Annotated in this window: 14 protein-coding genes; 10 read left to right on the top strand and 4 right to left on the bottom strand. The window is 55.2% G+C overall.

Annotation, left to right across the window (positions count from 1 at the left end; genetic code table 11):
• The first annotated feature begins 167 nt into the window (after positions 1-167).
• Complete coding sequence (locus SD425_RS10730) at positions 168-380, top strand: hypothetical protein (protein ID WP_324678317.1); 213 nt, start codon at positions 168-170, stop codon at positions 378-380.
• Between the two features lie 81 nt (positions 381-461).
• Here SD425_RS10730 and SD425_RS10735 read toward each other — a convergent pair whose 3' ends face one another.
• A complete protein-coding gene (locus tag SD425_RS10735) occupies positions 462-2,870 on the bottom strand; it encodes a mechanosensitive ion channel family protein (RefSeq protein ID WP_324678319.1) in 2,409 nt (802 codons plus the stop codon).
• A gap of 261 nt (positions 2,871-3,131) precedes the next feature.
• On the opposite strand from SD425_RS10735, the gene SD425_RS10740 reads away from it, so the two are divergent.
• Positions 3,132-4,049, top strand: coding sequence for a pirin family protein (locus SD425_RS10740; RefSeq protein ID WP_324678321.1), 918 nt, complete (start codon positions 3,132-3,134; stop codon positions 4,047-4,049).
• Between the two features lie 30 nt (positions 4,050-4,079).
• On the opposite strand, the gene SD425_RS10745 is transcribed toward SD425_RS10740, so the two are convergent.
• Positions 4,080-4,595 (bottom strand): RNA polymerase sigma-70 factor, encoded by a 516-nt coding sequence (locus SD425_RS10745; RefSeq protein WP_324678323.1) that lies wholly within the window; start codon positions 4,593-4,595, stop codon positions 4,080-4,082.
• A 431-nt stretch (positions 4,596-5,026) separates the two neighbouring features.
• Here SD425_RS10745 and SD425_RS10750 point away from each other — a divergent pair, with 431 nt between their 5' ends.
• The 3 genes from SD425_RS10750 to SD425_RS10760 all read left to right on the top strand — a co-directional run bounded on the left by SD425_RS10750 (position 5,027) and on the right by SD425_RS10760 (position 11,114).
• A complete protein-coding gene (locus tag SD425_RS10750; RefSeq protein WP_324678325.1) occupies positions 5,027-6,040 on the top strand; it encodes a FecR family protein in 1,014 nt (337 codons plus the stop codon).
• 85 nt (positions 6,041-6,125) lie between these two features.
• The gene (locus SD425_RS10755) at positions 6,126-9,476 is read left to right on the top strand and encodes a TonB-dependent receptor (RefSeq protein ID WP_324678327.1); all 3,351 of its coding nucleotides are present in this window, start codon (positions 6,126-6,128) and stop codon (positions 9,474-9,476) included.
• Positions 9,477-9,500: 24 nt separating this feature from the next.
• Positions 9,501-11,114, top strand: a complete 1,614-nt coding sequence (locus SD425_RS10760) for a RagB/SusD family nutrient uptake outer membrane protein (RefSeq protein WP_324678329.1) — start codon at positions 9,501-9,503, stop codon at positions 11,112-11,114.
• A gap of 187 nt (positions 11,115-11,301) precedes the next feature.
• Here the strand turns inward: SD425_RS10760 and SD425_RS10765 are convergent, their stop codons facing one another.
• Positions 11,302-13,770 (bottom strand): beta-galactosidase, encoded by a 2,469-nt coding sequence (locus SD425_RS10765; RefSeq protein ID WP_324678331.1) that lies wholly within the window; start codon positions 13,768-13,770, stop codon positions 11,302-11,304.
• A gap of 24 nt (positions 13,771-13,794) precedes the next feature.
• On the opposite strand from SD425_RS10765, the gene SD425_RS10770 reads away from it, so the two are divergent.
• The 5 genes from SD425_RS10770 to SD425_RS10790 all read left to right on the top strand — a co-directional run bounded on the left by SD425_RS10770 (position 13,795) and on the right by SD425_RS10790 (position 18,754).
• Positions 13,795-13,920, top strand: coding sequence for a hypothetical protein (locus tag SD425_RS10770; protein ID WP_324678333.1), 126 nt, complete (start codon positions 13,795-13,797; stop codon positions 13,918-13,920).
• 215 nt (positions 13,921-14,135) lie between these two features.
• Entirely contained in the window at positions 14,136-14,702 is a 567-nt protein-coding gene (locus tag SD425_RS10775; protein WP_324678335.1) for a biliverdin-producing heme oxygenase, read from the top strand.
• Positions 14,699-16,999 carry an ATP-binding protein gene (locus SD425_RS10780; RefSeq protein WP_324678337.1) on the top strand — a complete coding sequence of 767 codons (2,301 nt, stop codon included), beginning with the start codon at positions 14,699-14,701 and terminating at the stop codon, positions 16,997-16,999. The genes SD425_RS10775 and SD425_RS10780 overlap by 4 nt, the downstream gene beginning before the upstream one ends.
• Before the next feature lie 4 nt (positions 17,000-17,003).
• On the top strand, positions 17,004-17,450 hold the full coding sequence (locus tag SD425_RS10785) for a response regulator (RefSeq protein WP_324678339.1): 447 nt from the start codon (positions 17,004-17,006) through the stop codon (positions 17,448-17,450).
• 8 nt (positions 17,451-17,458) lie between these two features.
• Complete coding sequence (locus tag SD425_RS10790) at positions 17,459-18,754, top strand: hybrid sensor histidine kinase/response regulator (RefSeq protein ID WP_324678341.1); 1,296 nt, start codon at positions 17,459-17,461, stop codon at positions 18,752-18,754.
• Between the two features lie 85 nt (positions 18,755-18,839).
• On the opposite strand, the gene SD425_RS10795 is transcribed toward SD425_RS10790, so the two are convergent.
• A complete protein-coding gene (locus SD425_RS10795; RefSeq protein ID WP_324678343.1) occupies positions 18,840-19,250 on the bottom strand; it encodes a hypothetical protein in 411 nt (136 codons plus the stop codon).
• Positions 19,251-19,453: the final 203 nt, after the last annotated feature.

Consider the following 19,453-nt stretch of genomic DNA (forward strand, 5'->3'; position numbering starts at 1 on the left):
CTCTGTGGACCAAGGAAGGTTTTAAGCAAATTCAACTAATATAAGCATTTGCCTTGAGTGATGCTAATAATCAGTATTATTATTAATGAGTAGTGTGAAAGCGAGTTTTTGGCATAAAATGCGCAATAGTGTGTTTATATTAGTGAAATTTTCGTAAAAGCAGAACCATGAGATTATCCCATCAAACCCCTCTCGGTGGCACCATTGAACGCATCACTCGTGTAGACGCCGTCGTGTTGCCTTATATTAAGCCTGTGCACAGTGAAATGGCGCACCATATCCTCGTGATTCACGAATCGCCTGAGATGGAGAGCCGGTACGAGGGCCGTGCATTGGTGGCCGTGTACCACTACCAGTTCCCGGGCATCTACCCCAACTGATAGGCTACAGCAGCTCGCTCATTCGTCCAGCACAAGACGAATCAAACATACTGCTGCCAAGGCATCGGCATACCTTACTACTTACGATAGGCTAATGCCCTCTTGGGTAAAGCGCCGGTGAATGCCGGCCAGAATCTCGCTTTTCAGGGCTTGCTCTTGCCGAATGTTGTTGATCCAAAACAGCACTTTCAAGTCGTACACTTGGCCATTGATGCCGCTGAGCAAGATTTCGGGCGCGACTTTGTGCAGGGTGCTGGGGTTTTCGAGGATTTCTTGACTGATTACTTCCTTCGCGTGGTCGAGGTCGGTGTCAGGACCTAGCTTCAAGCCTAGCTCGACGCGGATATGGTTGTTACTCAGCGTCCAGTTGATGACGTGACCCGAGAGCAAGTCGCCGTTGGGCACAATGATTTCGGAGCCTGACAAGGAAATGAGTTTGCTGGCGCGAATCCCAATGTCTTTCACGCGTCCGGTTTTACCGGTCACCTCAATAAAGTCGCCTACCTGGAAGGGCCGCTCAAAAATGAGGATAACGCCCGAAACGAGGTTGTTGATGATATTCTGCAAACCTAGGCCCACACCTACGCCTAGGGCACCCACCACAATGGTAATCTTATCGAGCGGCAGGCCGGAGGCCATGGTAGCCAGCAAGAAGCCCGCGGCCAGCAATACCAGTCTGATGGCAACTAGCCAGGAGCCGCGGCGGTCGGGGTCACTGTTGAACTCGTCATCCGTTTGACCGAAGAAGTAACCCACGTAGCGTTGCAAGAGCACCGAGAGGTAAACGATAGCGAAGAACGCGACAATGTTGCCGACGGTGAAGGTCAGACTGCCCATATGGTGCGGCGTAGTGAGCAAGTACTCGAAGAAGCCATACAGGGGCCGAAAGACGTTGAGATTGGAGGTGAACGTCATCAGCCACAGCCCACACACCACCATCGACAGAACTAGGCGCAGCCCCTGCTCAATCTTGCGGAAGTTGAAGTGCATGGCCATGCCGCCCCCGAGTCGACTACGCTGCATCTGCAGGTGAAAGGCCTCGGTAAGCAACCGCACAAAAGCAGAAAGCGAGATAATCTGCGTAAGGCCTAGGATACCACTGCTGCTGAATACTTTAGCCAAGCTCAGACGACCGGTCAGGTTGCAGAGAATAGCTAGTAGGTTCAGCACCAGAAAGAGCACAATAACGGGCGGAACGAAAGCTGCGAGCTTAGGTCCGCGTTGCAACTCGCGCCGAAAGCCAATACCTACTCCTAGGGCTGTCAGGTTCAGCAGCAGCATAGCCCAGCGTAAGCCAGGGCTCGGTTCGTTGGCGGCGTACACGAAAGTGAGGCCAAAAAACAAGCCCACGATGCCAAGCCAATACAAAAACTGTTGGCGCGGCCAGCTCCGACCTAGCAGCACGCTGAGTACCAGAAGCAACAGCAACTCCAGCAAATCGGTATAGGCGGCCGGCGGATTCAGATCGAAGAACGGCGCCATGCTGAACACAACCACCAACGTGCCCACTACCGGCACCGGGCGCAGGTAGCGAAATGGCTGCTTCTCAGAATTTGTTGCTGCGTTGACGACGCGGAAGTTGCGAAATACCCAGAAGAAGAAAACAGCACCAATCAACACCATCCAGACGCCGAAGTGCCAATTCTCACTGAAGTAGTACCGCATTAATCGGCGCTGGCTGGTGTACGACTCGCGCACGAGCTGCCCCGCAGCAGCTTGGCGGCTAGCATCGATGGCCGATGCGCGCCACAAGGGCGGGTTGTTGGGAGCCAGCGTACGGCGGTTAAAGCGTCGCAGCTGTTCGCGCGTTTCGTCCTGCAACTCCAGCGCCTGGATGTAGCAATCGGACACGCGCGTTTGCAATTGGGTGACGGTTCGTTGGGTGCGTTGCAAGAGCAACTTAGCGCGAGCTTGCTTGCGTTGCAGGCGAGCGGTAGTCCGGCCTAGGGCCGTTGTCGTGTCGGGTTGTTTCGTAATGGCGTACCGGCCCAAGGAGTCGAGCTGGCCTTGCATGCGCGTGAGCTGCTGGCCCTGCGTCGCCAGGGCTGTGCGCCACGTACCTAGCTGCTCCTGCATGTCGGTGAGCAGCACCTGGAATAGGTGAACTTGCTTCAGGTTGATGACGCTGCTGTACTGCGTCAGGTTTTGCCGGATGGTTTTCAGGTTCGCTTCCACGTCGGGCAGTTCCTCGGCAAGGTCTTCGGTGTCCACGCCGCGCCGCACCGCCCCACTAATGCGACCTAGCTTCAAGTACGCCTGCTCCACGCGTTGCGCGGCGTCTTGCTCCACGGCAGGCTTCGGCTGCGAAGCAGCGGTTTTAGCTGAGTCTTGCGCTAGCGTGCTGAGCGGCAAGCACAACCAAGCGCACAACACAGTCATCCACAAACGACTAATCACCCACTGGTTAGTAGGAGAAGAAGCGGCCTTGTGACCACGGCAGTAGGTAAGCAGCGAAGAAAAGAGAGAGCTAGGAGAAATAAGCGAAAACATCAGTAGATAAGCTTGCTGTAGGCGCCTGGTGCCGTACAACGTTGGAGGAAGCGAGTGGAACAACAACCCGGCCACTCCAAGGTTGCTTGTCTACGGCCGATTTGGTGGACAGAATAGCCTCGCGAAAAAGGTAACTCGCTCTAGCTACCTGCACGCAGCGTAAAGCGCAGCCTCAAAACTACGCAAGGAAAGCTAGGCAGCGTGCTCGCGCAAAGTGCGTGTTGTGTACCTTGCCCATCCACTACCATTACCGCTGCTGCCATGCTAGATCTAATCATCGATGCTCGCCCCGCCGACCTAGGTAACGGATTCGGTGTCCGCCGCATTCTGCCCTACCGCCTAAAGCGGATGCTAGGTCCGTTCATCTTTCTCGATCATGCTGGTCCGGTAAACGTGGCGCCCGAGCAGCTGCCAGCCCTCGACGTGCTGCCGCACCCACACATCGGTCTTTCCACGGTCAGCTACTTGTTCGGCGGGCAAGTGATGCACCGCGACAGTTTGGGCGTCGAGCAAGTGATTCGGCCGGGCGAGGTGAACTGGATGACGGCTGGCAGCGGCATTGCCCATTCCGAGCGGTTCGAAGATCCGGCGTCCCTAGCTGGTGGGGCTCTTGAAATGGTACAGAGCTGGGTCGCGCTGCCCGAAGCCGACGAGGAAAATGCGCCGAGCTTCACCAACTACCAGCCGCACGCGCTGCCCATCTTCACCGACGCGGGCGTGTGGATGCGCCTGATTGCCGGCGACGCTTTCGGCTTGCGCAATGAAGTGAAAACGCACTCCCCGCTTTTCTACCTGCACGTAGTACTGCAAGCCGGTGCCCGCTTTGGCCTCCCGCGTGGCTACCCCGAGCGCGGCGCTTACGTAGCCAAAGGCAGCGTAGAGGTGAACGGCCGAACCTACACCGCTGGGCAGCTGCTCGTGTTCACGGCGGGCATTGATCCGGTGCTGGTAGCCCGGGAAGCTAGCACGCTGATGCTGCTAGGAGGGGAGCCGCTGGGCGAGCGGTACATCTGGTGGAACTTTGTGTCGTCGCGGAAGGAGCGAATCGAGCAGGCAAAAGCCGATTGGCAGGCCGGCCGCATTGCCCTCCCACCCACCGACAACGCCGAATTTGTTCCGCTGCCCGTCGACCGTTCGAGGCCGGCGTCTTCTTCGCCGCCACCTCAGCCTCTATCTTAATCTTAACACCTGTTGCCGGGCACTAATCCTTTATTCTACAGCTGATAATAAGGCGAGTAGTAAGATTAACGATATGCCGTGAGCCCGGAAGTAAATACGCAGAAACTTCAAGGCATGGGTCATCTGGGTTTCGACGCTTTTCACGGAGATGTTCAGTTCCTGAGCAATGTTAGCGTAAGACAGGCCTCTTTGCCGGCTTAGCGTGAAGATCTCCCGGCGCCTAGGGGGCAATTGTGCGAGTGCCGCCTGGTATAGTTGCTCCAGCTCATGAAACTCAGCTTGGCTGCTCAAGATGTTCTCTTCTACCAGAATCTCCTCGTGACAATCTTCGAAAACCCAGTACTGCTGTCGCCGAAGTTGTTTGAGAATGGCGTGGTAGGCAGACGTGTAGAGGTAGGTTTTGAAGATAACATCATCGGTCAACTCGTGCCGCTTTTCCCACAGCTTTAGAAAGCAGTCCTGCACTACTTCTTCTGCGTCGGCGGCAGACTTCAGGTGACTAGTAGCAAACCGACATAGTCCGGGCGCAAATTGATAGAAAAGCATGTCGAATGCCTGGCTATCATCTGCCCGCAATTGGGTCAAGCAAACGTAATCGGAAAACGCGCGCGCAGCTTTCAACAGCAGGGTGGATGATATGTAGTAAATTAGAAGGCTTTAAATATACAAGATCATTTGCCATTTGCTACAACTAGCAAAGTACAGATAAACAGGGCTTAAGCTATATAGAAGCCCTATGGGCAAGTACCTCACTGAGCTGATTGTGCAAACGTTACACTACGATCAACTCCTTCAACCCATAGGTTGTCAGATTAGTTACTGCGACATGCTAGGTTTTTCTTCCGAGCGAGTTAGGAGCTATTAGTTTATCTGCTCACCAAGCCCCTTACTACTTTTTAAATTTTTTTGCTGCTCGCTTCAGGGTAGCGGCAAGTTCGTGGACTTTACTACAGAAGGCGCCTCAAGCGTTTGCGGAAATGATGGAAATTAATTTTGAATCTTATTTGCGTTACGTACGTGGCGAAGCATCATTGGAAGAAGCAAAGGCAGTACGTGCATGGTTGACACAGCCTGCCAACGAGCTAGTAGCGCAGTACTGGATGAGTACCTACGCGAGCATGGCGGAATCTGAGGCAGAGCGACTCGGTCAGACCCATGACTATGATAGTATGTTGGCCGACTTGCGCACTCGCATTGGTTTGGACGTGCTTTCGCCAGAATCGGACATACCTGCTGCTGGTAGAAGGTGGTACCGGTGGGCCGCAGCAGCTGTCCTGACCATGGGCATGGCTGGCGCGGGTAGCTGGTGGCTCTACCAGCAACACCAGGTGACACGATTGCCTGTGCAATACAGCACCGACTACGCGCAAACTCGCCTCGTGCATTTGCCTGATGGTTCAAATGTGACGCTGAATGCCCACTCGACTTTACGTTATACCGGCGACTGGAGCGGCAAAGCCCAACGGGAGGTATGGCTTGATGGAGAAGCCTACTTTGCGGTTAAGCATCTGCCTACGCATCAACGCTTTGTGGTGCACACTACTGCTGGCTTCAAGGTAGAAGTACTGGGCACCAAATTTACCGTGTATCGGCGGCAAGAGCAGGCGCGAGTCGTGTTGCTGTCGGGCAAAGTACGGGTAGCTTTCGCCGATAGCAGCAAGCGCAAACCCGTCATTTTGAAGCCCGGCGAACTACTCCAAACCTCTGATAAGCAGCCGCAGCAATTGCTGCACAAAGCCGTGCAAACAGATGCCTACGCTGCTTGGCGGAATGATAAAATGGTCTTCAATAAGACGCCGCTCGCCGAGCTCGTCTTGCGTCTGCGCGACACCTACGGGGTGAAAGTGACTGTGAAAAATCCCGAGTTAAACGAGCGCAAACTCACGGGGACCATCCCGCTCAGTGACCTAGACCTGCTCTGCGAAACCTTAGAGGAAACCTTCCATCTACAGGCTGAGCATCACCAGAACAGTATCGTCTTATCTAACTAACACCTTATCCCACCTCTTTCTCATGAATTTACCTCGTACCCGAACAAACAAATATCTGTTTTGCTCCGCCTGCGTTGCGACCGGTATGTTGCTGTTAGATGCATCTGGCTCTGCCGTCGTGGCACAAGTCCTAGCTTCTGCACGGCAGCAGGCACCCTCGCACGCCAACTCGCTGACCCAGGCGGTACCTCTTTCTCGGTTGCTCCGGCAATGGGAAAAGCAGTACAAGAGCACTATTGCCTACGACAGTGATGTTGTCGAAGACAAACGCGTGTTTCCTCAGGAGGGACCCGAAAAGTTGGAGGACAAGCTACAAGCGGTGCTGGCCCAAGCGGACTTGCAGTTCAAGCAACTGCGTGCCAACTATTATGTAATCAGCAAGATTCCCTTAGCTAATACTGCTCCCGCAAACGTTTCCGGTAGGCAAGATGTAACGATTGCGGGTCGAGTAGTAGACGCGAAAGGTGCAGGCTTGCCTGGCGTGACGGTCGTGGTGAAAGGGACTTCAATCGGCGCGGGCTCTGGCCCCGACGGCAGCTTTACCCTACAAGCACCCGAGAATAGCGTACTCGTATTCAGCTTCGTCGGCTTCACGCGCAAAGAAGTACCCGTAACAGGCGCCACCAGCAACCTGACCGTGACGCTAGCCGAAGACACGCAGGCCCTGAACGAAGTAGTGGTAATTGGCTACGGCACCGCCCGCAAAAGTGACCTGACTGGCGCTGTAGCCTCGGTTACCAGCGCGCAGCTCACGCAAGTAGCTACCTCCGACCCTGTACAGGCGCTGCAAGGCCGCGTAGCCGGCGTAGAAGTGACTTCTAACAGCGGCCAGCCAGGCTCGGGCACCCGCATTCGGGTGCGGGGCGTAGGCACTATTAATAACAGTGACCCGCTGTACGTAGTGGACGGCGTCCAAACCAGCGACATCGGCTTTTTGCTGCCCGCCGATATCGAGTCAACCGAGATTTTGAAAGATGCTTCGGCCACGGCCATCTACGGCTCGCGCGGGGCCAACGGCGTGGTACTTATCACCACTAAGCACGGCAAGGCGGGTGCCACGCAGTTCAACTTTTCTGGCTACACTGGCTTTCAACAAATCCGGAACACGCTACCCCTCACCAACGCCGCCCAGTACTCGACGCTCGTGACAGAGGCCTTCACCAACGCCGGGAAGTCGCTGCCCGATTACGGTCCGCGGTTGCAAGAGGCCATTGCTACTAATGCTGAAGGCATTGATTACCAAGATTTGGTAACCCAGAAGGGCTTGATTACCAACTACAGTTTATCGGCCTCGGGTGGCTCCGAGCAAAACCGCTACTTAGTGAGCGGCAGCTACTTTCAGCAAGACGGCATTATCAAGAACTCGGGCTTCAAGAAGTTCGTGATTCGGGTGAACGACGACGTGGTGCTCACCAAGCGCATCAAGGCGGGCGTGGCGGCTACGTTTACCAACAACAACCAGACGGGCAGCGGCAATGGCCAGGGGGGCTCGCAGCCCTACACGATACTGCAATATGCGCAGCAAGTAAACCCGGTTCTCAACCCGTTCGGCCCCAACGGAACTTACAACGACGACGTTATCACGCGCAACGCGCTGAACGTGCCGCGCCTCCTTGACGAGCAGAAGTACAACAAGATTCAGAACAACAACCTGTTCACCAGCAGCTACGTCGATGTTTCGCTGTTTAAGGGTTTGTCGTTCCGCTCTACGTTCGGCATCAACTACTTCAACAACCACCCCAAAACATACCAGCCGCAGTACTACATCGGCCCGGTAGACCAGCGGGCCCAGAGCGCGCTCATCGAAACGCGCAACGAAAGCGTGAGCTGGGTGTGGTCGAACTACTTCAACTACAACAAAACGTTCGCTGATAACAGTAACCTCTCCTTTACCCTAGGCCAGGAGGCGCAACGCGGCTACGGCAATGGCATTTCCATCACGGCCTTCAATGTGCCACTCGATGCTTCGCTGCAATACGCTTCAGCCTCGCGCAGCACCGGCAATGTGGTGCGCAGCAGCCAGTATGATGGTAGCTTGTCCTCTTACTTCGGTCGGGCTAACTACAACTTCCGCGACCGTTACCTCCTGACGGGTACGTTGCGCTTCGACCAGACGTCGAAGTTCCTCGGGCCAGTGCGCACAGGCACGTTCCCGTCGGTGGGTGCGGCCTGGAACATTTCCAATGAGCAGTTCCTCAAGGATGTAAGCTACTTGTCAGTGTTGAAATTACGCACTAGCTACGGCGAGGTAGGCAACCAGAACGCTGCCCCTAACTATGGCTACGCTTCAGTAGCGCGCAACAACCAGACCTACTCCTTCAACGGAGTGGCCGCTCCCGGCTTGGCCATCAGCCAGCTTAACAATCCGGACCTGAAGTGGGAAACGGCTATTACCACCGACGTGGGCCTCGATGCAGAGTTTTTTAATAGCAAGCTGACGCTTACGGCCGACTATTTTGAGCGCCGCACCAAGGACATGATTGCCTTGTCGCCGGTACCCGACTATGTGGGGCAGGCTCCTGCTCCTGCCAACGTAGGTTCTCTGCGCAACCGTGGCCTAGAGCTGGCTCTGAGCTACCGTAATACTGTTGGCAAGCTGCAGTACAACGTAGGGGTTAACTTCACTAAAATCAACAACGTAGTAACCAGCCTAGGGGGCGGTAATGCCATTGCTGCTGGCAATGTGCTCCCGCAAATCGGCAATACTACCCTCACCGACGTAGGCCGCGAGATAGCCTTCTACTACGGCTTGAAAGCCCAGGGCGTGTTTCACAATCAGGGCGAAATTGATGCGTATAAAAATGCCGCTGGTGGGTTGGTGCAGCCCGGGGCCAAGCCCGGCGATGTACGCTACCAGGACACGAACGGCGACGGCACCATCACGGCTTCCGACAACACGTACTTAGGCAGCGGCACGCCCAATTTTACCTACGGTGCCTCGCTGAACCTGAACTACTTGGGCTTCGACTTCCGGATGTTGCTCTACGGCGTGCAGGGCGCCGAAGTCATCAACGGCGGGGCCTTCAACCTGTCGAAATCCGCCGATTTTGTGGGTGTATGGAGCAACTTCTACGCCAACCGCATGGACCGCTGGACGCCCAACAACCCCAACAGTAACCAGCCCCGCGTGACCTCGACCGACACTAACGGCAACGACCGCTTTAGCAGCCGCTACGTGGAGGACGCGAGCTACCTACGCGCCCGCAACATGGAGCTAGGTTACACGCTGCCCAAGGCATTGCTAGACAAGGTTCAGGTGAAAGGTGCCCGGGTGTTTGCCTCGGTTGATAACGTGTTCACCATCACCAAGTACACGGGCTACGACCCTGAAATATCGACCGTAGCTAACTACAACAACCCCCTGTCGTACGGCGTGGACTACGGCAACTACCCGCAGGCGCGCACTTACCGCTTGGGCTTCAACGTGCAGTTTTAATCAGTTATTTCCTTCTCACTTTATATGAAACCCACTCGCGCCGCCATATTGCTCGGCCTGCTGCTAACTACTGCTCTTGCTCCGGGCTGCAAAGACTTTTTGGACAAAGATCCCCTAGGTACCACTACCCAGGATAATCTCTTCAAAGACCCCACTAATGCCGTACAGGCCATCAACGCCGTGTACGACGTAACCGCCTGGGACCAAGGCCCCAAGTGGGGTGACCCGAGCGGCCAGTACGTAGCCCAAACTTACGAATGGATGTTTGGGGACTTGATGACCGATGATTCCGAAAAAGGAGGCAGCTCGGCCAGCGACTTTCTGCCTCTCATCGAGCTCAAAACCTGGAATATTCCGCCGTCCAACCAGACCGTTACCACGCTGTGGGTACACAGCTTTACGGGTATTGCACGCGCTAATACGGTGATTAACAACATCGACGCGGGCACCATCGACGCGGGGTTGAAAGCGCGCTTGAAGGGCGAAGCCTTGTTTCTGCGGGCGTACTTCTACTTTAACTTGGTGAAAGGCTTCGGCGGCGTGCCGCTATTTGAGAAAAGCGTGGCACCCTCCGAGGTGTCCAACGTAAAACGCGCTACCATTGCCGAGACCTACGCTTTCATCGAGAATGACCTGAAGGCCGCTGCTGCCCTGCTGCCCGAAAAGAGCGCCTACGCTGGCGCCGACCTAGGCCGGGCCACCAAGGGCGCCGCCAACGGCTACCTGGCCCGCGCCATCATGTACCAGTTGGGCACCGTGAATGGGAACAACCACACTTGGCAGGAAGTGTACGACATCACGAGCACCATTATCTCGTCGGGTCAGTATAGCCTGCTGCCCAATTACGCGGCCATTCACCAGGAGATTGGCGAGAATAGCAGCGAGTCGCTGTTCGAGATTCAGTTTGCGACCTCCAACGACGGCTACGGCCCTATCTCGGTAGGTACGACGAACAATATCTTTCAGAATAATCGCAAGACGTTTGGCTACGGCTTTAATAACCCCACGCAGAGTTTGGTGGACGAGTTTGAGCCTAATGACCCGCGCAAGGAAGTTACGATTATCAAGAACAACGACATTGTGCTAGGTATTCTCAACCCCGTTGATATCACGCAGAATGCTACTGGCTACTTCAACCGCAAGGCGGCCATTATCGCCCCCAACGCCCCGGAATCTGGCCCGCAGAACATCCGCAAAATTCGCTACGCCGACATCTTGCTGATGAAAGCTGAAGCCGCCGCGCAACTCAACAAGCCTGCGGAGGCAGTGGCGCTGGTGAACCAGGTGCGTGCCCGCGCCCGTATGTCGACCCGCCCGCCGGGCACTACGTTGGGCTCACTGGCTTACGAACCCGCCAACGTCCCAGCCGGCACCCTCCCCAACCTAGCGCCTGGCCTTTCGGGCAGTGCCCTGCTCAACGCCATCTGGCACGAGCGTCGGGTCGAGTTTGGCGAAGAATCGCTACGTTTCTGGGACCTGGTTCGCACGGGCCGCTACCTGAACACTCTGCCAGCTGATGTACGGGCTCGGGCTGCATCGCACGTTGCGACCGAAACATCGGTAAACCCAATGCCCCTGCTACCTATCTCGCTGAACGACGCTCAGAGTTGGAAACTACCTCAGAACCCTGGCTATTAGTAGCTAACAAATGGACGCACTTAACAGCTTACGCGTCGATTAATAGCCAACTAGTATTTTAAGCTAACGCCCTGCTTTACCACGTGTAAAGCAGGGCTTTTTGTTTGGTCGCTAGAAAAATACAACGTGTGCACCGCTCAGGTGGCAGCCCTAGGTAGCACGTTAGCGTGAGCAGTGAAGCCTCATGCTAACGTGCGTCAACTGTGAGGCGGTACCGCGGAATAGCTTCTACCTTTTGCAGTTCACTTACTTGGCCAGTAGCAGGGAAAGAGGGGCGACGGCCTTCTTCTAAGTAAATAGGGGCGTCTTGTCGTAAGGGAAGAATATGGAGTAGCAAAGGTTTGCCAGCCACATCCGGCGCGATGTTGCGGTAACTTACGTGCCAGGGTGCACCGTTGTAGAAGTCATCGTCGAGAAGCGTGGCGCCGGCGTAGAGCCGGATAGCGTCGCCGGCGTAGGTGAAGTGCAGAATGATATCATCTAAGCCTTCTAGTTTGGTATCACCTAGGCTAATGCGCCACTGGGCAGCTTGCTGATACGTAGTATCGCTGGGCTCCACAGTGCCTTTCGCCGGACCTCCTAGTCGGACGGGCGGCACGAGGCCGGCCGGTTTTACCAATTCTGATTTCACCGCAATGGTTCGGGACGGTGCTGTGGCGGAGTAGCTTTGGAATAGGTCGGCTGGGCCAACGTTCAGCGGCAAGCTAGCTTTAGGCGCATGGCCTAGCTTCGGAAAAATGCTCAACGTGAAGTTCGGTTGGGCTTCGGCTTGTAGCTGAATTTGGTCGTGGTCGAAATAGATTTCATTTGGTGTCGTCACCAAGCGTTCCGCACCGGCCAGGGGCGCTTTCCAGGTTTGGCGCGCCTCTTTCTGACTTAAGACCAATATGTGGGCAATTCCACCCTTGCGCAGTTCGAGCTTGATGATCGTGCCAGGCTGAACGTTTGACAGCTTGAATTGCCCGTCGACTGCTTTCAGAGCGCCACTCAATGTTCCGACGCCTCGTACCGTTGTGGCATCAAATACGAACTCAGCCGGGATATCGGGCTGGGTGAAAAACAGGTAATAAGGAACAGCACCAACCGTCAGCTTCGTAAACAGTTGCGCCGTCGCATACTTCAGCCGCGCGCCACCTAGGTCCAGGTTGAACGGCCAGATAAAGTAGCTGTCGGCCGGGATAGTCACAGGCGTCTGCGGAAACGTTAGGGTTTCGCCGGGCAGCTGTACCGTGAACTGTACACCGGGGCGGGCCGGCATGGCGTAGTTGCGCACGTAATTGTTCAGGAACAGAAAGCCGCTCTTGCCCTTGCTCCGCACCGACCAGCGCAGAACCGATAAGTCGCTGGCGTTCGTAGGCTGTACGGCTGGGGCATGTGGCGCCATGGGCGCGAGCAAGTCGCCAAAGTCATTCAGGAAATAATGGAACAGCTTGAGGTAGGCAAACGACGCGTGCTCTTCGCCCGTTTCGCCCAAGGGCGCCTGGAAATCATAGCCAATCCGTGGCAAGTCGTTCCAGCTGCCCGTGCGGGTCGATTCCTGCATGTCGGAGAGTTTGCCCCGCGGATTGCGCCCGCCGTGAAACATGTAGTAGCCGTAGAGGTTGACGCCCGAGCCAAGCTGCACCGGGAGCATCGCCGCTATGTCGTAGGGCGTGAGCAAAGGCCGGCGACGATACATCACTGGCACTCCGCCCCCGAACTCGGCTCCGAAGAACGGGTAGTGCGCCAGCTGTACAGGGTTGTTGCGCGCCGCCGTTTCGCCGCCCTGAATACCTAGGTTGCCGCCCTCGCGACTGTTAAACCGAAAGTTGTACACTTCCACCGGAGGCATCTTAGCGGCCCCACGCCCCCAGGGCTCATCGGGGTAGCCGCCAAACACGGGGATAACCTCGCGCTCGGAGTAGCGGGCGCCTTGCCAACCCGTAACGGTGTAAAGCGGCACGTCAAAGCCTTCGGCTAGAGCTAGGTCCTTCAGTTTCTGGATGTGCACGGCGCCTTGGCCGGCCTTGCCGCGGTTGTACTCGTTTTCAAGCTGAATGCCGATGATGGGGCCGCCATCCTTCCAGAGCAAGCCGCGTGTTTGCGCCCGTAGCTGATGCCAGTAGGTTTGCACGGCCGCCAAGTAAGCCGGGTCATTGCTGCGCAAAGCGTTGGCGGGTACCTGCTTTACCAGCCAATCGGGAAAGCCACCGTTACGCAGCTCGGCGTGGTTCCAAGGACCAATGCGGGCCAACACCAGCAGGTTGTGCTTGGCGCAGAGCTGCACAAATGCCCGCAGGTCCCGGTCGCCCTGAAAGTCGAACTTGCCTTGTTCTTCCTCGTGGAAAATCCAGAACACATACGCCGCCACAATTTGCACGCCCGCGGCTTTCATCTTCAGCAACTGCTCCTCCCAGCGGGCCCGGGGAAAGCGTGCGAAGTGAAATTCTCCCATCACAGGCAGCCATGGTTTTCCATCGCGGGTGAGGTACTGGCTGTTCACTTCCAGTTTGTGGCCGGTAGGAGAGGTGGTAGTACCTAGGTGCAGGTAGCCCGTTTCGGGTGGTGGTGCGGCCGCAGTAGCATCTACCACGAGCGGCGCCGTTTGGGCAAAGGCGGCGTTGGTGGGAGCGAAGAGCAGCAATGAAAGGAGGAAAGCTAGGAGCAGTTTGGTCATATAAGAGGAGGCGCAGCAGCTGCCGTGCAGAAGTATCTGCGTGAAGAGGCGCTAGGCGGTAGTGGCGTGATTGGTAAAATTCGGCCGTCGGTCGATGGTGCCGGCAATGATCCGCCCTATGGGCCGAGCATCCGTCCTGTAGCATCCTGAGTTGTCTTACCAGCGCGTGCTTGAAGACAGATGCAGAAGCCCGCGAAAAATGGTTTCTCCTTTGTAGGTAAAAAGATACTTGGTTCCTAGGTCGGAAGTGAAACTCAAACCAGCAAAACATGTTAGGGTGTTGTTCCACGCGGGCGGTAAATTTGCGTTTTCCATCTTTGCTGCCTTTTCTACCTAGCCTTTGCTGGGCTTCGTTATTTCTCTGCATGATTTCCCCGTCTAGCTCACCCGAAATCCTTCAACGCCTCCGTGTCGAAACGCGCCCCTATCATGATGCCTTGGAACAAAATAGCTTCAATCGGGAGCTAACGGCGGGCGTCCCATCCCGGGAGGCAACGGAATATTTTCTGAGAAAGCTATATGGGTTTTTGTATCCCTATGAGGCGCAGCTCCGGCAACATTCCTTCTCCGAAGCTTGGGAAATAGAGCACCGTTACCGTGCCCACCTCATTCCGCAAGATTTGCAGGTGCCGGCCGCTAGCTTGCCATTGTGCCCCGCAATGCCGCCGCTGCACACGTGGCCTCAACTCCTCGGGGCTATGTACGTAATGGAGGGCTCGACGCTCGGCGGCCAGGTAATTGCTAGGCAGCTAGCCAAGGTGGGTATTCCAACTCGCACCTACTTCAAGGGCTATGATGAGCGAACCGGTCCGATGTGGAAGTCCTTTTGCCACTTACTGACCCAAGCTGCCACCGACGCTAACCAAGACGAGATTGTGCAATCGGCCAGTTGCACGTTCCAACAACTAGAAGCCTGGCTCCAGCAAGCATGAATTATACCGACGAGCGTCTGCTGAACGCTGAAATCAACCTAACTAACTGCGACCGGGAGCCGATTCATATTCCGGGCGCCATCCAGCCATATGGTTTTTTGTTGTGCCTGCACGAGAAAACCTTACGCATCGTGCAGGCAAGCGAAAACACGCTGGCTCTGCTAGGTATTCCCGCCGAAGAATTGATTGGAGCGGGGCTGGATCGGCTGCTGAGCCCAGGGCGCGTAGCTGAAATCGAACAGCTGCAAGCAGGCCTCTCGGAAAATGCCAAGCTGCTAGGTGCTCGCCTTGATAACGTGGAGGGACAACCCTTCTATAAGATCATTCTTCACCGCTACGACCACTTGCTGTGGCTGGAGTTTGAGCCCGTGGTAGAAAGCCAAGCCAACGGAATAGAACTGTCGTTTCTGAACGAAGCGCTGGGTAAGATGCTGGCAGCGAATAAGGTGACGGAATTTTGCCAATACACGGTGGAGCAGGTGCGCGGCCTCACCGACTTCGACCGAGTAGCCATCTACCGTTTTGCCGAAGACGAAAGCGGTGAAATCATTGCCGAAGCCAAGCACGAAGACCTAGATACCTGGCTTGGCTTGCATTATCCCGCCACCGACATCCCGAAGCAGGCTAGGGCCATGTACCTCAAAAACTGGCTGCGCTTTATTCCGGATGCTGGCTACAAGCCCGCGCGGCTGGTGCCGGTGAATAACCCTAGCACCAACCGCCCGCCCGACATGACGTACTCGGTGCTGCGCAGCGTGTCGCCGATTCACCTGGAGTATTTGCACAACATGGGCTCGGCCGCCACCATGACCATTTCGCTCGTCAAAGATGGGCAGCTGTGGGGCATGGTCACTTGCCACCATCGCACGCCCAAGCTGGTGAGCTACGAAATACGCGACCTGTGTCAGTTTATCGGCAAGACGTTCTCGGCCCTCATCAAAACCAAGGAGCAGCACGACCAGCAGGAATACCAACTGCACATCCGCGAGAGTCAGGTGCGCTTGCTGGAACACGTATCCAGCAGCGTCAACTTTGTGCAGGGCCTTTACAAGCACGAGACCAACTTGCTGCACGTATTTGAGTGCGGTGGCGCGGCTATCTGCTTTGATGAGGAGATTATCACCCTAGGCAACACGCCCACAAAGTCCCAAATTGAAGACCTGCTCCTCTGGTTGCAGGACAATGCACCGGGAGACGTTTTTCATACGAACTCCTACGTTCAGCAAAACCCGGCAGGCTTGTCAATTCGGGCTACGGCCAGTGGCATCCTCGCTATTTCGCTGGCCGATGCACCTGGGAACTACATCATCTGGTTCCGGCCTGAAGTTATTCAGTCGGTAACCTGGGCCGGGCAACACCAAAAGGTAGAAACCCTCGTCGACGGGCAGGTGTTTTTGTCGCCACGACAGTCGTTTGAGGCCTGGAAGCAGCTGGTAGAAAACTCGGCGGAGCCCTGGAAGCGCGTCGAAATTGAAGCTGCCAATGAAATTCGGCTGCACATTTCTGACGTGCGCCTAAAAGTGTTCAACGAGCTGCAATCCCGGGCTGCCAGCCTAGGCCGACTTAATGCGGAGCTAGAGCGCAGCAACGACGAACTGGACTCCTTTGCCTACGTAGCCTCGCACGACCTCAAAGAGCCACTCCGGGGCATCCACAATTACTCTTTGTTCCTGCTCGAAGACTACGCTGATAAGCTCGACGAGGACGGCGTGTACAAACTGCAAACATTGGTGCGGCTCAGCCAGCGCATGGAAGGCCTGATTGAGTCGCTGCTTCAGCTTTCCCGCGTGGGCCGCTTAGAATTAACGGTGGAAGAAACGAGCATAGACGAGCTGCTAGACGGCGTACTCGATCTGCTCGCGCCGCGTCTGGAGCAAACCCTGACCACGGTGGATGTAGCTCGACCGTTGCCCATAATTCGTTGCGACCGGATACGAATGCAGGAAGTTTTCAATAATCTGTTAACCAATGCCATGCGCTACAGCAACCAGCCGGAGAAGCATGTCACCGTTGGCTTAGCTTCCGAAAACAAAGCTGGACAGAAAAGGCTTGTGAACCATGATGATTTTTACGTGTTTTACGTACGTGACAATGGTATCGGTATCGACCCCAAGCACCACGAGAGTATTTTCAAGTTATTTAAGCGGCTGCACGGCCAGGACAAATACGGCGGAGGTACGGGTGCGGGGTTAGCCATTGCCAAAAAAATGGTTGAGAAACATGGCGGTACCCTGTGGGTAGATTCTGCTTTGGGGCAAGGTGCCACATTCTATTTCTCAGTTTCCAAACATCTATAGAAACATGGCTTCTTCGCTCCTCAAACCCGTTCTAGTAGTAGAGGATAGTGCCGAGGATTTCACGGCATTAGGCCGCGCTTTCCGCAAACATGCGCTACGCAACCCTGTGCTCCGCTGCGAAGATGGCGACCAAGCCCTGGAGTACCTACAAGGCTACGGCAGAGCAATTGGGTGGCCCCAAACATTGCCCGCCATTGTGTTGCTTGACCTGAATCTGCCAGGCACCGATGGGCGTGCCGTGCTCAGTGTGCTCAAACAAGATCCGCGACTACATTCCATTCCGGTTATCATCTTCAGTACCTCTTCCAACATCCGCGACATTGAAGATTGTTATCAGCTAGGGGCTAATAGCTACCTGACGAAACCAATTGAGTATGCCGCGTTGGAGGAGAAAATCCGATTGACAATTCATTATTGGTTGGATACGGCCGAGTTGCCGTCAGCGAACTAGCTTGCTTGGTGAAAAAGATTTTACTCGTTGATGATAGCGAGCAAGACCGCATGCTCTATAAGCGGTACTTGGGGAAGCACGCCGAATGTGGCACATTTGAAACGTTCGAAGCAGGCTCTGGTACAGAAGCACTTGCTCAGTTCAAAGCCCTGCGCCCCGATTGCGTATTGCTCGATTATAACCTCTTAGATACCGACGGCTTAACGCTGTTGAAAGAGCTAGGTGCGCTAGCGCCGGCTGATAGCCTGTGCGTCGTTATGATTACGGGCGGCGGCAATGAGCGACTGGCAGTCAGCGCGTTGAATGGGGGAGCTTTGGATTATCTGGTGAAGCAACAGTTCGACAAAGAACTGTTGTGTAAGACCGTGCTGCATGCCATCGAGAAAAACGAGTGGCGCCAGAGTGTAGCGCGCCATCATCAGGAACTGGAAGACGTAAACCGCCAGTTGCGCGCTTCCGTGGAAAGTCTGACGGAGGCGCGGCAGCATATCCATCACCAGAATAAGCTGCTGACGCTTGCCAACCAGGAGCTGGCTACGACCAACCAAGAGCTAGCCCGCACCAACGCCGACCTCGACAATTTCGTGTACGCGGCCTCCCATGATTTGCGGCAGCCGGTGCACAACCTACGTGGGTTGTTCGAAGAGCTGTCCCGCACGGCCACCTTCAACGACCCAGATGCGTCGCAAATCTGGCGGCTGCTCGATGACTCATTGCGCGCGCTCACTACCACCATCACCGATTTGGCGGATGTAGTGCAGGTAGCTCGCCAATCCGGGGAGCAGGCTGCCGAGCCCGTCGTGATGGCCGAGCTAGCTGACCATGTGCTGCAAACGCTGCACCCGCAACTAAAAGCCGCGCAAGCCGATGTACAAACTGATTTTAGCGCCCTGCCAGAGCTGACGTATGTACGCAGCAATCTGCGCACGATCTTGCTCAATCTGCTAGCTAACTCGCTGAAGTATCGGCACCCCGAGCGGCCGGCGCGCGTGCAAGTGTGCACCTACCTAGTTGCCGACCAGCCCGTGCTGGAGGTGAAAGACAACGGCCTAGGTATGAATATGCAGCTGCACGGCAAAGAGCTTTTTCAGCTATTTCGGCGCTTTCATCCGCAGGCCAGTTCGGGTACGGGCGTAGGACTGTTTCTCGTCAACCGCTTGGTGCAGTCGCAAAACGGTTATATTGAAGTAGATAGTAAGGTAGGAGAGGGTACAACATTTCGCGTGTACCTGCGGGCAGCAGAGTCTGGGAAGTCAGCCAACGAAAAACACGCCTCGCACCAGATCATCATCAATCAACGCTAGGCTAAGCCAAGCCTAGATAGTTAAGCAAAAGCCCCATCTTCTGGCCAGAAGATGGGGCTTTTGCGTTATAGCAAATGACTAGTTATTAGTCAGTCGTAAGCTTGAAATCACCGTACATTTCCTTTGTATCAGCGTTTTCGAGTATTAATCGAATTGCATCCTGGCCGTACACATACTGTCCGGTCGGCAGGGTAGAGTAGTTGATCTGCTGGTTTTCTTTCGGATTCAGAAGCCGAGTATAATCGTCGGCAATCTGTACATAGTTGACGCCCGTGTACCGACGCAGCAAAAAGTGGTAGCGTACTTTTACGGCATCGGGGTTCCGGAATATCACTGCTACCGAGTCTTGGGGAGGGCCGTATTTGGAAGGCACAACGAGCTGAAGACGATTGGTAGGCGTTGTGTACCAGGTAGGATCGATCTTAGGGTTGTTGTTGCCTTTCGAGCAGGCACCCAGCAGCGCGCAAAGAAGGAGAGAGGAGAGCAGAAGCTTCATATGAGATTAGTGAGAAATAACCAGGTCGGAGAAACGAAAAAAACAGCGCTTAAGTACGAATGAATGATGCAAACCTTGGTACTTAATGACAAGATAATATAAATATTTTGATTAGAGTGCATCTAATTGATAGGTCATAGAATGATTACTAGACCTTAGCGGGGGTATAGTGAAAAAAATCAGATGTTTATCTTTTGGAAAGA

Origin of the sequence: Hymenobacter sp. GOD-10R (genome assembly GCF_035609205.1) — a bacterium.
Lineage (GTDB): Bacteria > Bacteroidota > Bacteroidia > Cytophagales > Hymenobacteraceae > Hymenobacter.